19 protein-coding genes are annotated in these 19,472 nt (G+C 57.1%); 10 read left to right on the forward strand and 9 right to left on the reverse strand.

Annotation, left to right across the window (positions count from 1 at the left end; all coding sequences use genetic code 11):
- Positions 1 to 76 precede the first annotated feature (76 nt).
- The 5 genes from peaD to paaY all read right to left on the reverse strand — a co-directional run bounded on the left by peaD (position 77) and on the right by paaY (position 5,740).
- Positions 77 to 1,192, reverse strand: a complete 1,116-nt coding sequence (gene peaD, locus RO22_RS18750; protein WP_041159062.1) for a quinohemoprotein amine dehydrogenase subunit beta — start codon at positions 1,190 to 1,192, stop codon at positions 77 to 79.
- Positions 1,192 to 1,545, reverse strand: a complete 354-nt coding sequence (gene qhpC, locus RO22_RS18755; protein WP_052475698.1) for a quinohemoprotein amine dehydrogenase subunit gamma — start codon at positions 1,543 to 1,545, stop codon at positions 1,192 to 1,194. Before qhpC ends, peaD begins: the two co-directional genes overlap by 1 nt.
- Complete coding sequence (gene peaB / locus RO22_RS18760) at positions 1,542 to 2,969, reverse strand: quinohemoprotein amine dehydrogenase maturation protein (protein WP_041159063.1); 1,428 nt, start codon at positions 2,967 to 2,969, stop codon at positions 1,542 to 1,544. The genes qhpC and peaB overlap by 4 nt, the downstream gene beginning before the upstream one ends.
- 9 nt (positions 2,970 to 2,978) lie before the next feature.
- Positions 2,979 to 4,541, reverse strand: a complete 1,563-nt coding sequence (peaA, locus tag RO22_RS18765) for a quinohemoprotein amine dehydrogenase subunit alpha (RefSeq protein WP_041159064.1) — start codon at positions 4,539 to 4,541, stop codon at positions 2,979 to 2,981.
- Between the two features lie 599 nt (positions 4,542 to 5,140).
- The gene (gene paaY / locus RO22_RS18770) at positions 5,141 to 5,740 is read right to left on the reverse strand and encodes a phenylacetic acid degradation protein PaaY (protein ID WP_041159065.1); all 600 of its coding nucleotides are present in this window, start codon (positions 5,738 to 5,740) and stop codon (positions 5,141 to 5,143) included.
- 586 nt (positions 5,741 to 6,326) lie between these two features.
- Between paaY and paaG the strand changes: the two genes are divergently transcribed.
- From paaG to paaZ, 10 genes are all read left to right on the forward strand, one after another.
- Positions 6,327 to 7,118: a 2-(1,2-epoxy-1,2-dihydrophenyl)acetyl-CoA isomerase PaaG gene (gene paaG, locus RO22_RS18775; protein WP_027958339.1), complete on the forward strand. Its 792-nt coding sequence runs from the start codon at positions 6,327 to 6,329 to the stop codon at positions 7,116 to 7,118.
- Between the two features lies 1 nt (position 7,119).
- Positions 7,120 to 7,287, forward strand: a complete 168-nt coding sequence (locus RO22_RS25080) for a 3-hydroxyacyl-CoA dehydrogenase NAD-binding domain-containing protein (protein ID WP_022521452.1) — start codon at positions 7,120 to 7,122, stop codon at positions 7,285 to 7,287.
- A complete protein-coding gene (paaI, locus tag RO22_RS18780) occupies positions 7,280 to 7,747 on the forward strand; it encodes a hydroxyphenylacetyl-CoA thioesterase PaaI (protein WP_027958340.1) in 468 nt (155 codons plus the stop codon). The genes RO22_RS25080 and paaI overlap by 8 nt, the downstream gene beginning before the upstream one ends.
- A gap of 110 nt (positions 7,748 to 7,857) precedes the next feature.
- On the forward strand, positions 7,858 to 9,171 hold the full coding sequence (paaK, locus tag RO22_RS18785; RefSeq protein ID WP_041159066.1) for a phenylacetate--CoA ligase PaaK: 1,314 nt from the start codon (positions 7,858 to 7,860) through the stop codon (positions 9,169 to 9,171).
- Between the two features lie 307 nt (positions 9,172 to 9,478).
- Positions 9,479 to 10,465 (forward strand): 1,2-phenylacetyl-CoA epoxidase subunit PaaA, encoded by a 987-nt coding sequence (gene paaA / locus RO22_RS18790; protein WP_041159067.1) that lies wholly within the window; start codon positions 9,479 to 9,481, stop codon positions 10,463 to 10,465.
- 134 nt (positions 10,466 to 10,599) lie between these two features.
- The gene (gene paaB / locus RO22_RS18795; protein ID WP_022521442.1) at positions 10,600 to 10,881 is read left to right on the forward strand and encodes a 1,2-phenylacetyl-CoA epoxidase subunit PaaB; all 282 of its coding nucleotides are present in this window, start codon (positions 10,600 to 10,602) and stop codon (positions 10,879 to 10,881) included.
- A gap of 11 nt (positions 10,882 to 10,892) precedes the next feature.
- Positions 10,893 to 11,717 carry a 1,2-phenylacetyl-CoA epoxidase subunit PaaC gene (gene paaC / locus RO22_RS18800; RefSeq protein ID WP_052475699.1) on the forward strand — a complete coding sequence of 275 codons (825 nt, stop codon included), beginning with the start codon at positions 10,893 to 10,895 and terminating at the stop codon, positions 11,715 to 11,717.
- Complete coding sequence (gene paaD, locus RO22_RS18805; RefSeq protein WP_052475700.1) at positions 11,701 to 12,285, forward strand: 1,2-phenylacetyl-CoA epoxidase subunit PaaD; 585 nt, start codon at positions 11,701 to 11,703, stop codon at positions 12,283 to 12,285. The genes paaC and paaD overlap by 17 nt, the downstream gene beginning before the upstream one ends.
- Before the next feature lie 19 nt (positions 12,286 to 12,304).
- Positions 12,305 to 13,387 carry a 1,2-phenylacetyl-CoA epoxidase subunit PaaE gene (gene paaE, locus RO22_RS18810; RefSeq protein ID WP_041159068.1) on the forward strand — a complete coding sequence of 361 codons (1,083 nt, stop codon included), beginning with the start codon at positions 12,305 to 12,307 and terminating at the stop codon, positions 13,385 to 13,387.
- A gap of 69 nt (positions 13,388 to 13,456) precedes the next feature.
- The gene (paaZ, locus tag RO22_RS18815; RefSeq protein WP_041159069.1) at positions 13,457 to 15,499 is read left to right on the forward strand and encodes a phenylacetic acid degradation bifunctional protein PaaZ; all 2,043 of its coding nucleotides are present in this window, start codon (positions 13,457 to 13,459) and stop codon (positions 15,497 to 15,499) included.
- Positions 15,500 to 15,618: 119 nt separating this feature from the next.
- Here paaZ and RO22_RS18820 read toward each other — a convergent pair whose 3' ends face one another.
- From RO22_RS18820 to RO22_RS18835, 4 genes are all read right to left on the reverse strand, one after another.
- Complete coding sequence (locus tag RO22_RS18820) at positions 15,619 to 16,914, reverse strand: TRAP transporter large permease (protein ID WP_022521437.1); 1,296 nt, start codon at positions 16,912 to 16,914, stop codon at positions 15,619 to 15,621.
- Complete coding sequence (locus tag RO22_RS18825) at positions 16,907 to 17,449, reverse strand: TRAP transporter small permease (RefSeq protein ID WP_022521436.1); 543 nt, start codon at positions 17,447 to 17,449, stop codon at positions 16,907 to 16,909. The genes RO22_RS18820 and RO22_RS18825 overlap by 8 nt, the downstream gene beginning before the upstream one ends.
- Before the next feature lie 27 nt (positions 17,450 to 17,476).
- Positions 17,477 to 18,526, reverse strand: coding sequence for a TRAP transporter substrate-binding protein (locus RO22_RS18830; RefSeq protein WP_009286067.1), 1,050 nt, complete (start codon positions 18,524 to 18,526; stop codon positions 17,477 to 17,479).
- A 430-nt stretch (positions 18,527 to 18,956) separates the two neighbouring features.
- The gene (locus RO22_RS18835; protein WP_022521435.1) at positions 18,957 to 19,445 is read right to left on the reverse strand and encodes a MarR family winged helix-turn-helix transcriptional regulator; all 489 of its coding nucleotides are present in this window, start codon (positions 19,443 to 19,445) and stop codon (positions 18,957 to 18,959) included.
- Positions 19,446 to 19,472 lie beyond the last annotated feature (27 nt).

Here is a 19,472-nt window from a genome sequence, read left to right on the forward strand (position 1 = left end):
TTCATAGGGGCTGCCCCCAGCAAAAAGGGCCGGTCGCTTTAGCAAGCGCCGGCCAGAAGGATCATGTAACGGCAACCTAGAAGCGTGCCACCTTCAGCGTTGCTGTGCTCATATCACCGGGCAAGCGGATGCGCCCCAGATCATTGAAGTCATCATCATAGATGGCGATATCGCTGGAGGCGCCGCCCAGGTAAATCCGCGAACCGTCATAGGAAGTGTTGATGCTGTAGTAAGTATGATCAAGATCGATCACATCCACGATCTCTTGGGTGCGGGCATCCAGCTTGCTGAGTTGGGTGTAGACGCCGTAAAAGACGTCCCTCTCCCGGGGATCAGAAACCATGGAGAAGATGATGAACTCGAAAGGGACAATCTCCTTGTTCTCAGTCTCGCCGGTGGCTAGGTCGACTCGGCTGACGCCCCAGTGCCAGGCCTCGTTCTCCTCGCCGGGATGCTCCGCCACCGTGTAGGGGCGCAGGAACTCGTTGGTTACCTCGCCCATAGACCACACGGCTAAGGAATCTGGCGAGCTAAAACTGGGGCGATCCCAATTCCGGTTGGCGATGGCGATCTCAGTCTCGCCGCTTTCCGGGTCGAGCCGATATATATCAGCGCCAGCGAGATAGAGATAACCGTCCTCGGCGGCTCCCATGGTCGTCACCTGGCGCGGTGCCGGGAAGGTGGTCAGGGGCTCGGCAGCGAGACCCGCTGTCGTGTCATAGACCGCCAGCTGTGGCTCCAACACTTCGTAATGGTCGATACCTAGCCGCACCCGATCCCAGATGCTATAGAGTCGGCTACCGTCCGGGCTCACGGCCAGGGAGGCGATGGATTTAGCGCGTATTGAGTTGCCTGAGCCGCTGGCACGGAAGACTTCCTCACAACTGGTGAGGTCGATGCCCACCACGTCTTCCCAGCGGTTGTGCAGCACATAGGCGATCCGGTCATCCGGTGATAGCTGCAGAGTGCCGGAGCCGAAGTCGCCTTCTACGTCACAGGTGCGCACCACTTCCTGGGCCTCCGGGTCGATCACGTAGAGCTGGTTGGGACGGGCCATGGTTACCAGATACTCGCGTACTTCGTCAGCGCTGGCTTCACCGGCGACAGCAGCATTAACCACCAGGGGCTGGGCAGCGAAGGCCAACAGCCCTATTAGGGGCAGGGTGAGCCGCTTCATTTCTGAGGTATTCATCACTTCTCGTCTCCCGGATAGACGCTATCGAACTTGCGCCAATCATCCTCAGCGCGATCGGCCCCATCCCCCCATTGGGGGTAGGTGTTCATGGTGTCCGGTACCTGAGCAGGCCACCAGCAGGGGTCAGCGCAGCCATAGAGATCTGCCTCCATCGGTTGGCACAGCGAGGCCACGCCGCCGAAGGGATCCACTTCCCAGCCCGGGTCGAAGCTGGAAGTGCACCCGGCGATAGTCTGCATGGCCTGCACTTCTTCCAGGGCCTCTGGGCTGGCGGCCCGCTCCATTTCGCGGGCCTTGCGGTTGAGGGGGGCCAACCCCAGTGCGGTCAAGTTCTTCTTGTTATTCGTCATGCTGTTTGCCTCCCGGCCAGGGGGCCGTCGAGAAAATCGGGGTTATGGCGCAGGATGCGGGCATAGGCCTGAATGCCGAAATCGACCCAGTCGCGCATCAGGTCGCAGTAGTGATAGGTGGGGGTCATGGGGTCGCCATAGCGAGCGTAGCTCTCGTGGTAGCAGCCACCGGAGCAGAGGTTGCGGATCCGACAGTTGCTGCAGCCACGCTCGGAGCGATCGCTCCTGGCTTCGATAAACTGCTTGAGACCAGCGTGATCAAGCCCCTCCTGGACGCTGCCGAAGGTAGGCATCTCGGAGCCAGTAAAACGGTGACAGAGGTGTACATCGCCCGCATGATCCACCGAGACCAACCCTAGGCCTGCGCCGCAGGGCACCGCCTTGCTGCGCCCTTCCCAAAGATCGGTGAGCAGTTGGTTGAAGTTGCCGAAGCCGATATCGCGCCCCTGAATGGCGGCTGCCACGGCCCGCTCACCGAGCTCGACCATACCGTCGAAGACCTGCTTGAGCTCGTCGCCGGTAAGATTGTAGGCCGCCATATCACCAGAGGTGACGGGAGCGAAGCCCGCTTCGGCGAAACCCAGCTCATTGACCAGGTGGGCGTGGATACCGATGACGTCGGTGATGCCACGAGTCAGGGTCACCCTGGCCCCCACCGGCCGTGAGCGATAGCTGGCCAGCAGAGGTTTAATGCGCTTGGCCACCAGATCGTAGGTGCCCTGGCCGTTGACCGCAATGCGGTTCTTGTCGTGGATCGCCTTGGGGCCGTCCATGCTCACCGTGAGTCCAAAACGATGGGCGTCGAAGAAGGCGATTTTCTCCTCATTCAGCAGGGTGGCGTTGGTGGTCAGCGTGAAATCCACTGCCTTGCCGAGCCCGTAGATGCGCGCCTCGGCCCAGTCAACCACTTGGCGGATCAACGGCATGTTGCTGAGCGGCTCGCCGCCGAAGAAGACGATGTTGTAGCGATCCCGCTGGGGGGCCTCGCGCAGCATCATCTCGATGGAGGCCTGGGCGGTGGCCAGATCCATCTTTTTGCCGTCCCGGGGGGTATCCAGGTCTTCCTTATAGCAGTAGCTGCAGCTCAGGTTGCAGCCGGTATTGACGTTGAGCACCACGGTAGAGAGCGGGAACTGCTCCACCTTTACGCTGGGATTATAGGCCTGGACGACTCCATCGGTGATCAGCTTCAGCGCTTTGAGCTGTAGCAGCCGCTCCTGAATATCGTCGCCGCTGACCTGATGTGTCAGATGTCCCGGCAGCGCCCCGCTGTCGAGCCCCTCCTTTCGCCCGGCCAGAGCCAGCAGCTCCTCGCTGAGGGCATCCGGGGCAAACAGGCTGGTGGTGGGGATATGGAACCACAGCGGCTGGCCTTCCACTTCCATCCGATGCAGGTTCTCGGGTATGGCTTGTAAGATTCCCATGGTGACCTCCTAGCGAAGCGGTGGGTTGTTCCAGCGTTGCACGGTAACGATCAGTTGGGCTTCGTCCTGTATCGCCTCCTGTCCCACCACACTGGCGGTCACCCGCAGGTTGCCCACGCTGTTGGCGTTGTACTGGCGCAGCGGGTTGGGCCCGGCCCCGGCCGGCGAGAAGATCCCTGTGGCGGCGTCCAGTATGCCCGCAAACCTGACATCCTCGTCGCGCTCGGCGATCTCGTCCCAGGGGGACACGCTCCAACGTACCGGTACCTGCCCCAGCGGGATGGTCTCATCAGCGCCATCCAGATAGCCGGCGGCGGTGAAGACGCCGCTCACTGGCGGAGTCTTATCGTTGCCGATGCGAGCAACTCCCAGCGTTGGACTTACCTCCAGGCGATCCACCGTGCGGTAGCCAGCGAGCAGTCTCTCAGCGCTGATCTCGCCAATCTGCATAGTCAACCAGCCGGGCGTAAGATCGGTGCTGGCCTCAACGTCCAGCACCAGGCGCATGTCGCTACGTTCGACCACGTTACGCACGGTGACGCCCTCCCCCAGATTGATCTCTCCCTCCCCAAGGCCGTAGCCCAGCAGCACCAGCCGGCTGCGCTCGCCGGCCTTGAGCGAGGCGGGCAGGCTGGCCAACACAGCAGACTCGGCCGCTTCGTGAGGCACCATTTCCACCATCATGCCAAAAGCATCGTCATGATCATCGAAGATGCGCCCGCTGGGATGCACGCCGGAGAGATCCAGCACCTGCTTGAAATCACGGCCGTTGAGGTTCAGGTTGGCGCGCCACTCGTAGCCGGTATAAACGATGGCCTGGCCTTCGCCACTGAGCGGGCGACCACTGGTGAAAGCGCCGTCCAGGCTAAGGGAGTAGGCATCCTCGCCTTCAGCGGCGTTAATAGTCACGTCGGCATAAAAGTCGCCTTCTCCGGGCCAGTGCCCCCAGAGCTGCCAGTCGCCCTCAGGAGAGGTCTGTTCGGCCTGCTGCCATGACTCCCAGGCTTCATTTTCGAGACTTTGAGTCTCGGCCAGCCAGGGAGCGATCTCGTTCAGGGCGAGATCGAACCAGTCACGATCCCGTGCCATGGCCTGGTACTCAATGGTCTGGAACTGGCCCACATGGAAGTGCACCAGTCTCTCCCACTCTTCCTGGGGACGGCGCTGCAGTTGGGCGCGGCCGCCAGTATGACAGCGGGCACACATCTCCTGGTAGCTGGGATGATCGAAAGACTCAATACGGTTGAGGCGTCGCTCGATCAGCTCACGTTGGGGCGCGCTCTCCTCAGGGGCCAGGCCGCGGGTATCGGCGAGGAACTTGACGATATCCCGGCGCGCCTCCAGGGGCAGCTCCAGGCCGTGCATGGTCTGCATGCGCGCGATCGTCATGTCCCAACCTTCCGGGGTCTTGCGCTGTGCACTAATGCGGCTCCAGCTCTGGGGGCCACTTTGGGTCTGGTGGCAGCCTGAACAGTACCTGTCGATGGCCTCGCTGCCAGCAGAGGCCAAGACGATGCCCGTAGGCAGCAGCAGGGCTAGGCTACAGAGCCCTATGGGAAGTGCATGTCTCATCACGGAGAGTTCTCCACGCATTATTATTGTCGTGATGTTCGTCTGCGGTGGTCTGCGCAGGCGAACATCGAAGGTATGTGCCAGTACCATTCAACCTGCATTGACCGCGCCGACTATCAACAACTTCTTTTTATTCATGTGGTTGGAGTGATTTTCTTGCCCGAGTTTTTTAGATGCTTGGCCAGCAAGCGACAATCGGTGCCCCAAGTTGCGACAGTCGCGTATGGTCTTGAAACACTTTGCCTCTGCGAATTTGGTCATCATTGACCGTGGCGGCACCCGAATTTTCCGACCGACTCAGGTCTGAGACTTGGCTCTCAAGGGGGGTTATGGGGCTGCGGTGCCTCTGCCTGAACCTGGGGCTGCCGCCCAGGACGCGCGCACAGCAGCTAGCGGTGTCGTCTAGTGCAGCGTAGCGGCCCCAGAGGAACTAGACGTTGATCCGGCCGTGTTCGTGGCAATGAATCTCTTCACCTTCAGGGGCGATCACAAAGGCCTCCTGGGGCCATCGACCCATGGCTGGGGTTGGGGGATGGCCCGCCAGGGGGGAGTGATGTGGTTGTGGTAGCGAGCCATACCAACAGCATCGCCTTGCCACGCTATGCTAAGGTCTGCTGCTTGGGCTGAGTATCACCAGCCAGCAAGGTTGGACGGTCAGCATCGAGTTCTGCCAGCGGTTCACAGGGCTCCAGGCTATCCCGACAACGGCCCACTAAGCGCTGATACTCCTGGGTACCCTGCTGTTTCCAGTCGAACTCTTCATCACTCAGCGCGCGCTTAACCTTTGCGGGTGCCCCCATCACAAGTGACTGGGGCTCACACTCGAAGCCCGCCTTAACGAACGCTGCCGCCGCAACGATAGATCGTTCGGCAATGTTGGCGCCGTCCATCACCACGGCATTCATGCCGACCATGGCATCACGCCCAATCACGCAGCCATGCAGTACCGCGCCATGGCCGATATGGCCATCCTTCTCAACCTTGGTGACGCAGCCTGGGAAGCCGTGCATCACACAGGTATCCTGAAGGTTAGATCCCTCTTCCAGCACCAGCCGCCCGAAATCACCACGCATCACCGCGCCGGGGCCTACATAACAGTTGGGGCCCACGATTACGTCGCCAATTAACACCGCAGTAGGATGGACATAGGCGGTCGGGTGTACCACCGGCGTCACCCCTTCAAGTCGATAGTAAGGCATAACACTCTCCGTTAGCTTGATTGGCCGTGTGGGGTGCTGCCCCCATCGCCCGCTCTTCGAACTGTTCGGCCCCTGCCCCATCAGTTGTGTAGCCACCTAGGGTTATCGCGCCTTTGCTGCGCTGATTGCGTCATGGGGCGCTCCTGCGCTCAATCTATCTTGATACGCAATATCAACTAAGATTATATTTTACGTAACAAAACATCAAACACTTTACCTGTCGCCGTCTACTGAAGAATGGGCACACCGCTATCTAAAAACTCGACGCACCCTGCTGTAAGTCAGTTTTTTAGACGACCTTGGTTTTTTTATACCATCGTCTAACAATTATCTTATATTCGCAAAAAAGTCACACAAGTTATTGTTAATAACTAACAAACTACCAACAACACCAACAAGCGACACATTATAATCACCCATATAATATTGATGTGTATCAAAATAAATCTATACTCGGCAGAGATTCATCCTGTGGATCACAGGCCGAACGGTCACTGGCGGGCACCGCCGACCGCGAAAAGGGCATGCGCCTTCCAATAAAAACGACCTGCCACTTTTCAAGGGCACTGACACAAGGACATTACCCATGAGCCAAGCGCCCCTGCTTTACAGCGTGGAAGACGGCGTCGCCTGCATCACGCTGAACCGCCCCGAAAGCTTGAACAGCTTCAATACCGAAATGCATGCCGAGATGCGCAAGGTGCTAAAAGCCGTGCGCCAAGACTCAAGCGTTCGCGCTTTGCTGCTGACCGGCAGCGGTCGAGGCTTCTGCGCCGGCCAGGATCTTTCCGACCGTAGCGTCGCGCCCGGCGCAGAAGCCCCCGACCTCGGCGAGTCGCTTGAGAAACGTTACAACCCCATGCTGCGCGCCCTTAAAGACATGCCGTTCCCGACCATTTGTGCGGTGAACGGCGTGGCCGCAGGTGCCGGTGCCAACATCGCCCTGGCCTGCGACATCGTATTGGCCGCGCGCTCGGCAAGCTTTATTCAGGCCTTCTGTAAGATCGGTTTGATTCCAGACTCTGGCGGTACCTGGACATTGCCTAATTTAGTGGGCATGGCTCGCGCCAAGGGCCTGGCGATGCTGGGCGACAAGCTCCCCGCCGAGACCGCCGAACAGTGGGGCATGATCTGGCGCTGCGTCGACGATGAGGCGCTTCAAGAAGAAGCCATGAGCATGGCTCGCCACCTGGCCACTCAACCAACCCATGGCCTAGCGCTGATTAAGCGCGCCCTGCATGCCAGCAGCGATAACAGTTTCAACGAACAGCTCGACCTGGAACGCGACCTTCAGCGCCTTGCTGGGCGCAGCGAAGATTACCGCGAAGGCGTTAGCGCTTTTATGGAAAAACGTCGCCCCACCTTCAAGGGAGAGTGATATGCCAGCCATTCTCTCTACCGCCACTATTAGCATCATCAGCACAGGCGCCATTAATGCCTTGACCGATAGCCGTTTGGTTATCGAGGCTATCGTCGAGAACCTTGGGGCCAAGCGCCAGGTGTTTGCTCGGCTCGAAGCCCTATACGAGGAAAGCTTCCATGCATGATTCCCAACTGACCCCGCAGCAACTGGCGGAAGCCTGCGCCGAGGCAATGTTTTCCCGCGACCATGCCAGCCAAGGGCTGGGGATGCGCATTACTCGCGTGGCTCCCGGCTTCGCCGAACTGACCATGACCGTGCGTCAGGACATGGTGCAGGGGCACGGCAACTGCCATGGCGGATTTCTGTTTGCCCTGGCTGACTCAGCCTTCGCGTTTGCCTGCAACAGCTACGACGAAGCCACAGTAGCCTCCGGTTGCAGTATCGACTATCTCGGCCCCGGCCAGCTGGGCGACGAGATCACCGCCACCGCCGAGGAGCGCAGCCGCCGCGGGCGTACCGGCATTTACGACATTACATTGCGCAATCAGCACGGCGATACCGTTGCCTTGTTCCGCGGGCGTTCCTACAAAATTCGCGGCAGCGTACGCCGCCTGGAAGACACCGCTGCTGGAGATAACCAATGAAAGAGGCGCTGATCATTGAGCGCTTATAAGCCCATTACTAAAGCCATTTCATCGCCCATGGCGCATTTAGAAATTAGTCCAATAACAACTAGCTTGATCGGAGACCCCTGATGAATCAGCCCGCAACGCGTATCAACACCGCGACTCTCGATCCCCTGGAAACCGCCAGCGTCGACGAGCTGCGCGCCACTCAGGTCAAGCGCCTGAAGTGGAGCCTGAAGCACGCTTACGACAATGTGCCGTTCTACCGCCAGTCCTTCGACAAGGCTGGAGTGCATCCCGACGATATCCAGACGCTGGAGGATCTCGCCAAACTGCCTTTCACCACCAAGGCAGATTTGCGCGACAACTACCCGTTCGGCATGTTGGCCACACCGATGAGCGAGATCGTTCGCATCCATGCCTCCAGCGGCACCACCGGGCAACCGACGGTGGTAGGCTACACCCAGAACGATATTGATGTGTGGTCCGATGTGATGGCGCGCTCGATCCGCGCCGCCGGCGGCAGCCGCAACGATAAGGTGCATGTGGCGTATGGCTATGGTCTATTCACCGGTGGGCTGGGCGCGCATTACGGTGCCGAGCGCCTGGGTTGCGCGGTGATCCCCATGTCGGGTGGCCAGACCGAGAAACAGGTTCAGTTGATCCGTGATTTCGAGCCGGACATTATCATGGTCACTCCCTCGTATATGCTCAACATCGCGGACGAGATGGAGCGCCAGGGCATCGATCCCCACACACTGCCGCTGCGTACCGGCATTTTCGGTGCCGAACCCTGGACCGACAGCATGCGCACGGCTCTTGAGAAGCGCCTGGGTATCGATGCATTGGATATCTATGGCCTGTCGGAAGTGATGGGCCCCGGCGTGGGCATGGAGTGCCTGGAGACCAAAGATGGCCCGACCATCTGGGAAGATCATTTCTACCCCGAGATCATCGACCCGGTCAGCGGTGAAGTGCTACCCGACGGTGAATACGGCGAGCTGGTGTTCACCACCTTGACCAAAGAAGGCCTACCGGTGATTCGCTACCGCACCCGTGACCTGACCCGCCTACTACCGGGCACCGCGCGCCCCATGCGACGCATCGACAAAATCACTGGCCGCAGCGACGACATGCTGATCATTCGCGGGGTGAATGTGTTCCCCACCCAGATCGAAGAACAACTGCTCAAGATCGCGTCGCTTTCTCCCCACTACGAGATCGAAGTCAGCCGCCAAGGCAATATGGACATGGTGCTTGTTCGTGTAGAGGCGAATCATCATGACATCGCCCGCGACCCCGTGGCTTGTGAAGAAGCCGCGAAACAGCTCCAGCATTCCATCAAGACGCACATTGGTATCAGCACCCAGGTCGAGGTGTGCCCGGTAGAGAGTGTTATGCGTTCGATGGGTAAGGCTAGGCGGGTAAAAGATCTTCGCTGATTCAGCCTCTCTAGCGCCTAGCCGCCGTTTAGCGCCACCCCCCTCTTGTCAGGCAAAGCCCTTTAAAAAACTCCTTTAAGGGGCTTTTATGCGCCTAAACAGTCAACTTTAGCTAGAAAAATCGGCACATCAAGAATCATTTATAATTAGCGATTTTTCCTTTATAAACCAATAACCTTGGATTTATACGTTATCATAAAGTCTTAAAGCGACACACAAAAATACTTATTGATAAAATATTTCGTGTCACTATACTTTAGGAAAGATAAGCCACACTCCCTGATATGCCGACGCCGCGGAGGTCTCTATGTACGCGCAGCTCGTTGAAACCGGTTCTAACAAACTCAAAACGCTTGATGAGATGAGCCCTGAGGAACGCCAGTTCCAGGAGCGCATCAATGATGAAATTAAAATAGAACCCAAGAACTGGATGCCGGACGCCTACCGCAAGACCTTGATCCGCCAGATCTCGCAACACGCCCACTCAGAAATCGTCGGCATGCTGCCGGAAGGCAACTGGCTGACACGGGCACCAACCCTCAAGCGCAAGCTGCAGCTAATGGCCAAAATTCAGGATGAGGCAGGTCACGGCCTGTACCTCTATAGCGCTATGGAAACCCTGGGTGCCGACCGCGACGAAGAGATCGACAAGCTTCACGATGGCCGCGCCAAGTACTCCAGCATCTTCAACTATCCAACGCTCAACTGGGCAGACATGGGTACCGTCGGCTGGTTGGTCGACGGCGCAGCCATCGTCAACCAGGTGCCGCTTCAACGCACCTCTTACGGCCCCTATGCCCGCGCCATGATTCGTGTGTGTAAGGAAGAGAGCTTCCACCAGCGCCAGGGGTATCAGATTCTGCTGACCATGATGCAAGAGGGCACCGACGACCAGAAAGCCATGGTGCAGGACTCCATTAACCGCTTCTGGTGGCCCTCGCTAATGATGTTCGGGCCATCCGACGAAAATTCTCCCAACAGCGCTCAGTCGATGGCCTGGAAGATCAAGCGCCATAGCAACGATGAGCTGCGACAGCGCTTCCTCGACCAAACCGTACCGCAGCTAGAGCTGCTGGGCTGCACCGCCCCTGATCCGGATCTCAAATATAACCAAGAGACCGGCCACTACGAGTTCGGTGAAATCGATTGGCAGGAATTTTTCGACGTAGTGAAGGGTAACGGCCCCTGCAACCGCGAGCGCATCGAAGCACGCCGCAGCGCCATCGATAACGGCGCCTGGGTACGTGAAGCCGCCGTGGCCCACGCCGCCAAGCGTCAGCACCGAGCAGCCTGAACTGGCCACGCCTGCTTGGGCACCCATGAAAAGCAATAACTCAATTTTTTAGAACCCTATTTTTAAAACGCTATCTTTTAAAACAACATGGAGTCTTGCGAGACGAGACTCCTCTGACCACTGAGGCTTTTCTCATGGCTGACTGGCCCCTCTTTGAAGTTTTTATACGCAGCAAGCACGGTCTTAACCACAAGCACGTCGGCAGTGTGCATGCAGCCGACCGCCGCATGGCAATCGAAAACGCCCGTGAGCTGTACACCCGTCGCAATGAAGGGGTGAGCATCTGGGTGGTTCCGGCCAGCGAAATCACCGCCTCGTCTCCCGATGAGAAAGAGCCGCTGTTCGACCCGTCTAACGATAAGGTCTATCGCCACGCATCCTTCTACAAACTGCCGAAAGAAGTCGGCCACATGTAAGGGAGGTAGCGATGCAAAACATATCTCATCGAAGCTCGGCTCAGAAAAACACAGCTCAAAAAACACAAACCCCGTTGATTGATTACCTACTGCACCTTGGCGACAACGCCTTAGTACTCGGCCAGCGCCACGCACAACTGTGCGGCAAGGCACCAGCGCTGGAAGAGGAACTGGCCTTAATGAACGTGGGTCTCGACCTCTTCGGTCAGGCGCGCAACTGGCTGGGCTATGTTTCTGAACTGATGGCTGCTGAACGGATGGCTGACAAGATCGATGCCGACCATCTGGCCTTTCGTCGCGACGCTCAGGACTTCCATAACCTGTTGCTCGTCGAACAGCCCAATGGTGACTTCGCCGACATCATGGGGCGCCAGTTCCTGTTCGATGCATGGCACGTCCACCTGCTTGATGGGCTGTCTCACTCCAGCGACCCACGCATTGCTGAAGTGGCCGCCAAGTCGCTTAAGGAAGCAACGTACCACCTACGTCGCTCCTCTGAATGGGTGATTCGCCTGGGCGATGGCACGGAAGAGAGCCACACCCGCATGCAGCGAGCGCTCGACAACCTCTGGCAGTTCACCGGTGAGCTACTGCAGGGCGACGAGGTTGATCAGGCCATGCTGGAAGCAGGTATTGCGCCAGACTCAGAGACGCTAGCCACCCGCTGGAAAGCCACCGTGGAAGAGGTGCTTGAAGAAGCCACGCTGGAGCGGCCTTCTTACGACGCCTGGATGTATACCGGCGGTAAAGTCGGCCATCACACCGAGCACCTGGGCTTTCTATTAGCGGAAATGCAATACCTACCGAGGGCATATCCCGATGCGACCGTCTGGTAACCATCCGTCTGCGCTTGCCGATGACTGGCCCTCCAGCGACTTGATCGGCAGCGACCGCAGCGGCCTGCCGCCAGCCGGTGACGAAGGTGATATCAACGCCGTGCTGGCGGTTTTACAGGAAGTGCCAGACCCGGAAGTGCCGGTGGTTAGCGTGGTGGAGCTGGGCATTGTGCGTGATATCGACTGGCTGGATGGCAGGTTAGCTATCAGCGTGACCCCAACCTACTCCGGCTGCCCGGCCACGGAAGTTATCGAACAGCATATCCATGAAGCGCTGGTGGCCGCTGGCTATTCAGACCCGCTGATTCAGCGCCGCCTGTCGCCCGCCTGGACCACCGATTGGCTTTCAGAGGCCGGGCGCGAAAAGCTGCGCGCCTACGGCATCGCGCCACCGGTGGAAAGTGCTAGTAAGCGCAGCCTGACGGGCCAGCCTGATCCGGTAGTGCCCTGCCCTTTATGTGGCAGCAACGCCACCGAACGCGTTAGCGAATTCGGCTCGACGGCTTGCAAAGCGCTCTACCGCTGCCGCGACTGTCTGGAGCCTTTCGATTATTTCAAGTGTCTGTAAAACGACGAGACCATTTCCCATGAGCCGATTTCACGCCCTGACCGTCAAGGATGTGCGCAAGGAAACCCATGATGCCGTTTCCATTGCCTTCGACGTTCCCGATGACCTGCTGGACGCCTTTCGCTTTACCCAAGGGCAGTACCTGACGCTACGCCGCGACATTGAAGGCGAGGATGTCCGTCGCTCCTACTCGATTTGCACCGGTGTCCACGAACATGAGCTGAGAGTCGCCGTCAAGCTGGTGCCGGGCGGCAGTTTCTCCACCTTTGCCAACCAGCACTTGCAGCCCGGCGACCGCCTGGAAGTGATGCCGCCCCAGGGCAAGTTCTTCGTGCCGCTCGCCCCCAGCCGTGAAGGACACTATTTGGCGGTAACCGCTGGCAGTGGCGTCACGCCCATTATGTCGATTGTTTCCACCACGCTGGAAAGCGAGCCAAAGAGCCGCTTTACCGTAATCTATGGCAATCGTTCCACCACGGGTACGCTGTTTCGCGAACGCCTTCAGGATCTCAAGGATCGCTACCTGGAGCGCCTCAACATCATTTATGTGTTCAGCCGCGAACAACAGGAGATCGATCTTTACAACGGCCGGATCGACGCCGACAAATGCAACGCTCTGTTTGACCGTTGGGTAGACGTACCCAAGCTCGACGCCGCGTTTATCTGTGGCCCGCACGAAATGACCGAGATCGTGCGTGGTGTTCTGAGCCAACATGGAATGCCGAAGGAAAAAGTGCACTTCGAGCTGTTCACCACTGGGCTACCGACGGCAGGCGCCAAGCGCCGGCAGGCGACGAAAGCGGCCCAGGTGAAAGCAGAAACCTCGCACATCAAAGTGATCATCGACGGCCGCACCATTGAGTACGACCTGCCCCGCAATACCCAGAGCATTCTGGACGCAGGTAACGAGCACGGCGCGGATATACCTTTCTCATGCAAGGCTGGGGTGTGCTCCACCTGCAAGTCAAAAGTCATCGAAGGCGAGGTGGAAATGGACGCCAATTACGCCCTGGAAGATTACGAAATCGATGCCGGCTACGTGCTGTCCTGCCAGTGCTATCCGATCAGCGACAGGGTGGTACTTGACTATGACGAGGTATAAACCCTAACCCACCCACTTCCAAGCCGGCGACCGCGTCGGCATAGTCCATGTTTTGCAGGAGAACGCTCAATGCCAGTTTTACAGAGTTTCATCGCAGGCCAGTGGTTCGGAAAGACCGAGTCCAAAGCACTGATTAGCGCCATTAACGGCACAACCGTTGCGCATACCCACCAAGAAGAGATCAACTTTCGTGAAGCGGTGGCGTATGCCCGCAACACCGGTGTGAAAAATATGCTGGCACTGGATTTCCAGCAGCGGGCCGCCATTCTTAAAGCCCTGGCCGCCTATATCCAAGAGCGTAAGCGTGAGCTCTATGCCATCTCTCACCACACTGGCTGCACTAAGGCCGATTCCTGGATCGACATCGACGGCGGTTTCGGCACCCTATTTACCTACGCCTCCACGGGCCGCAAGGAACTACCCTCCGGCAATGTGGCCCATGAAGGCCCGGTGACCCAATTAGGTAAGGATAACCACTTCAATGGCACCCATATTCTGGTGCCCCGCCGCGGCGTCTCTGTGCATATCAATGCGTTTAACTTTCCCATATGGGGCATGCTGGAGAAGTTCGCACCCGCCTTTTTGGCAGGCATGCCGTGTATCTTCAAACCGGCAACCGCCACTAGCTACTTGACCGAAGCAGCCGTGCGCGTCATCAACGACTCAGGCCTGCTGCCGGAAGGAGCGCTGCAACTGGTTATCGGCGGAGCCGGTGACTTACTGGATCATCTGGAAGAGCAGGACTTTGTCACCTTCACCGGCTCGGCAAGCACCGCCCTGAAGCTGAAAAGCCACCCTAACATCATGGCGAAGAGCATCCCGTTCAACGCCGAGGCGGACTCGCTCAACAGCGCCATCATGGCCCCGGATGTTAGCCCGGAAGACGAAGAGTTCGAAATCTTTGCCAAAGAAGTGGTCAAGGAGATGACCGCCAAGGCAGGTCAGAAATGTACCGCGATCCGCCGAATTTTAGTGCCTGCCGAGCATCTGGATGCATTGGCGAACACACTTAAGTCGCGGCTTGCCAACATTGTGGTCGGTGATCCTCATGAAGAAGGCGTACGCATGGGCGCGCTCTCTTCCCGTGACCAATTGAGAGACGTTAACCACGCAATTGAACAACTGCTAGAGACCAGTGAGTGCGTCTTCGGCAGAGACGGCAGCTTTAAGCCTGTCGGCCAGGGTGTTGAAAACGGCGCCTTCATTACTCCCCACTTGCTGATCAATCGTAACCCGTTGAACGACGGCGGCGCTCACGACATTGAAGCCTTTGGCCCCGTCGCAACGCTAATGCCCTACAGCAGCATCGACGAAGCCCTGACCATCGCCGCCAAGGGCAAGGGCAGCTTAGTGACCACGCTGACCACGAAAGACCCTGCCATTGCGGCTGAAATGATCCCCATTCTGGCCGCCCAGCACGGCCGCCTGCAGATTCTGGATGCTCAGGCGTCAAAGGAATCCACTGGCCACGGCTCTCCGCTACCGATGCTCAAGCATGGCGGGCCCGGCCGCGCAGGCGGTGGCGAGGAACTCGGCGGCATTCGTGCGGTTCACCACTATCTACAGCGCACCGCCATCCAGGGCTCTCCGAGCATGCTCGCGGCAGTCACAAAGGAATATGTGCGTGGCGCCAAGGTGATCGAGACTGACGTCCACCCGTTCCGCCGCCATTTCGACGACCTGCAGGTTGGGGAGTCACTGTTAACCCACCGCCGCACCGTCACTGAAGCCGACATCGTCAATTTTGGCTGCCTTTCCGGCGACCACTTCTATATGCACTTCGACGACATTGCCGCCAAAGAGACCCAGTTCGGCCAGCGCATTGCCCACGGCTACTTTGTGCTGTCTGCCGCTGCGGGTCTATTCGTTTACCCAGGCGAAGGCCCCGTACTGGCTAACTACGGCCTGGATACACTGCGCTTTATTACACCTGTGTTGGTCGGCGACACTATCCGCGCCCGCCTAACCTGCAAGCGCAAGATTGATCAGGGCCGAACTTCTCCCGATGGGCACCCACAAGGGGTGGTGATGTGGGACGTAGCGGTGACCAATCAACATGATGAACTGGTCGCCAGCTACGACATTTTAACGCTGGTCGCGAAGCGGCAGTAACGTCCCAGCCGATACAACCAGACAAAAATGTAATACAAAAAAACGGATGACAGGGCACTTAACCCTGTCATCCGTTTGTTTAGCAAGGACGTTAATAGAACCGTATTAATAGTGTAGTTTTAATACAGTAACTGCGGCAGGAAAAGCACGATCGCTGGGAATATAAGCACCAGTAGTGCGCGTATGGTACCGGCGACCCAGAAAGGGGTGACGCCGCGGAAGATAGTGCCTGTCGATACGTCCGGTAATACGGCACGCAGTACGAACACGTTCATACCGACAGGAGGCGTTATCAAACTGATCTCAATGACGATAACCACCAGAATACCGAACCACACCAAATCATAGCCAAGCCCCGCCACGACCGGGAAGAAGACTGGCACGGTCAGCAGCATCATCGACATGCTTTCGAATACACAGCCTAACAGTACGTAAATGGCCAAGATAACGAGAATTACCACGAAGGGGGCCACGTTCAGCCCGGTGACCAACGCCAGGAGGTCATTGGGAAGCCCCGCGCGGTTAATGAAATTAGCAAAGATTAGCGCCGTCAACACCACCGCAAACAGCATCGCTGTTGTTCGCACAGTGTCCATCAGGACATTCATGAGTATAGTCGGCGTCAAAGCACGCTTGAGCAGCGCAATCACAAAGGCACCCATTGCGCCAATACCCGCCGCTTCCGTTGGGGTGAATATACCCAAATAGATGCCGCCGATAACCAATACGAACAGCGCCAGGGTACTCCCCACATTTTTTAGGGCCGCAAGGCGCTCGTTCCAGGGTACTTTTTCGGCCGCTGGCCCAGCGCTGGGATCACGCCACAGAACCCACTTAACCGCGCCGAGATACATCACAATGCCCAATATGCCGGGAATAAAGCCCGCTGCAAACAGTTCACGGATACTGGTCTCAGTAATGATGCCGTAGATCACCAGCATCACGCTGGGAGGAATCAGTATCCCAAGGGTTCCGCCCGCTGCAATGGAGGCTGCCGCCAGCGAGTCCTTGTAGCCGTACTTGCGCATCTGGGGCATGGCAACACGCCCCATAGTGGCGCAGGTCGCAAGACTCGACCCACAAATAGCACTAAAACCACCACAAGCCACGATGGTGGCCATCGCCTGACCGCCCTTACGGTGTCCAAGAAAACCATTGGAGGCCCGGAATAGCGCATCAGAGAGCCCAGCATGGGACACCAAGTTACCCATCAAGATAAACAGTGGTATCACCGATAGACCGTAGTCCCTAGCGGTGTCGACTACCCGGCGCGACGCCATGGCTTCAGCCGCGTTCCAGTTACCGGTCAGGTAGTAGAAGCCCACAAAACCCACGATCCCCATGGCAAAAGCCAGAGGCATGCGCAGGAATACCAATATCAACAGCGCTGCAAACCCATAAAGTGCTTCAATCATGCTTATCTCCCTGGCTGACTGGGCCACCGCACTTAATCACACCCACGCCTTCTAGGAGGTAACTCACCGCTCGACCGAGGGTGAGTAGAGCGGAAAGAAACAGCATGATGGCAATCAGGTAAATAAGGTAACCATCGGGAATGCGTAGAAACTCAGTGACATCGCCCCACTCGAAAGCACGCACGCCCAGTGCCCAAACCCGTGTAGCGATCACCCATAAAGCCACGGCGATAATTAAGTTGACGATCATCTGGCGCAGCCATATCCAGCGCACAGGGAATATGGCATCCAAGAGATCCACGCTAACGTGCTCTTCACGCCAGCATGCTACTGGCAGTGACAAGAACACCACAGCGGCCAGCATCTGCTGGGTCAACTCGACGGTTCCAAGGATAGGTAAATTAAAGAAATAACGGCCTACTACATCAGCAGTCGTCAGCAGCATCAAGGCAAAGAGGGTGGCACCCGCCACCCCCTCCAGCGCCAGCTGCATGACCCTACCGACATTTGACCAGCGAGACGTCAGGATCTGCATAGTCGCCCTCCACTTGGCGAAGGGTAATTATGATTGTGGCACTAAGGATGCCACGCTCTCTTGTGTAGCAGCTTCTTCAAGCTGTTGGTGGAAGTAATCGAGCGCCGCCTGCGCATCGACACCCCGTTCACTTACGTTCTCGGACCAGGTGTCAACCAGATCACTACTGATACCGCGCAGCGTCTCAAGATCTTCGTCGCCGAGGGCTGTAAAGGTATGACCCTGCTCTTCGGCGAACTCGACGCCCCGCTCATCGGATACATCCATCATGTAGCCAAACAGTCGCGATAACCGCTCACCCGAGACGTCTTCCACAGCGGCACGATCTTCTGCAGACATCTCATCCCAGATACTCGGATTCACTACAATGGTGAAGCTGCCTCGATAAAAGCCCCCATCCACCGTCAAGGTATAGGGAAATACCTCGGCTACCCGAAAGCTTCTAAGGCCTTCCGGCACCAGCATAGCGCCATCAATAACGCCCTGAGAGCCAGCTTCATAGACCCCGGTTGGCGGCAAAGCCACGCCGGTCAGATTAAGGGCATTAGAGAGATCTCCCATGACCCCGCCGCCGACGCGAATGCGCTCGTTCTCTAAATCAGCAAGAGTTTGGTACTGCTCACGACTAAAGATCCAACCCGGGCCATGTACTCCCGCAGCCACCACATCAACGCCGCGATGCTCATCAGCTTGGGCTAAATGCTCCTGATGCGTATGCCAATAAGCAGCAGAGGCGTTCTCCGAGGAGAAGTCTTCAAAGGTAGGAAATTCGGGTAACTGAGTGGCCAGAAAACGCCCTGCGTTATAGCCATGGAATACCCAAGTAGCATCAGCAATGCCGTCGGCGACCATCTCCATCTGGGAGGCGGGAGGTCCGAGGTCGTGCACAACGTCAACGGTCACGCGCCCGTCAGTGGCTTCTTCAATCCACGCTTTCCACGTTGGCCATACCATGGTGTTGATGCCGTGATTGGGACCAGCCCAGGTACTCACGGTGATTGTCGTTTGTGCAAAGGCGGAGGTGCTCAGCGTTGCGGCGGCAATAGCGCCGATCATCAGGTTTGTTGTTTTATTCACTTCTCTTTCCTCTGGTCGTCACGAACTGGGTAAAGCGCTCATCGTTTTTGTTGAATGATGTTGATAAGCCATGCGTGCGGTGGGTGAGATTGCTAGTTAATCACTCATTGCGCCTAACGTGATACTTTATTATTAAAATATAGAAATTATACGAATCACGTTATTTATCACAATGCCTTTAGATACGTGGATCATGCAACGATCCATCAACTAATAGATTCTAATACTTAAGTATTAATTTACATTATTAACTTAAACTACAACCACTTACACCAAAAGCATTGTTTCTTCGAGTGACTATCAATGGCTATATGGGGCTATTTTTCGCCCATTCTTTTGTTACACAAATCTTATCTATCAATACACTAACGACACACCACCGGCAAAAATGCGATTTGTCACCTGGGCTCGACTTCCCAGCATCAAGCCTCTAGCCAATTCTCTCCAGTTGCCGTTCAAGCTTGCGCATTGTATTAAGCAGATCACGATATTCACCAACGCTCAGGGTCGACACCAGGCCGGCCTCCCACGCCTGGGCTTCGGGCACTAACTTATTGAGTAGCGCTTGTCCGGCGTCCGTCAGTTGCAAGTCATGTAGTCGCTGATCCTGCTGTGAGGGCGTGCGGCTTATCAGTCCACGGTCTTCCAGTGACTGAATAGCGCGAGACACGCGAGCCTTATCCATATTGGTGTAAGCGCAGACCTTCTTAGCGGTTAAATCATCACAGTGGCTAAGCCAGGCAAGCACACGCCACTGGGCAATATTGAGTTCATAAGACTCGGCATAAAGCTTCTCTAACGCCTGGCTGATTCGGTCAGCTAAACGGTTAAGCTGATAGGGTAAAAATTGGTTGAGATCCAGCTCTACCCTGGCTGAAGATTCCAGTGACACATCGCCGTCTGCTTTATCCATCGTCATTTTGTTTCTCCTAAAGCCACCGTTTAT

The organism is Halomonas sp. KHS3 (assembly GCF_000830495.1).
Taxonomy (GTDB): domain Bacteria; phylum Pseudomonadota; class Gammaproteobacteria; order Pseudomonadales; family Halomonadaceae; genus Vreelandella; species Vreelandella titanicae.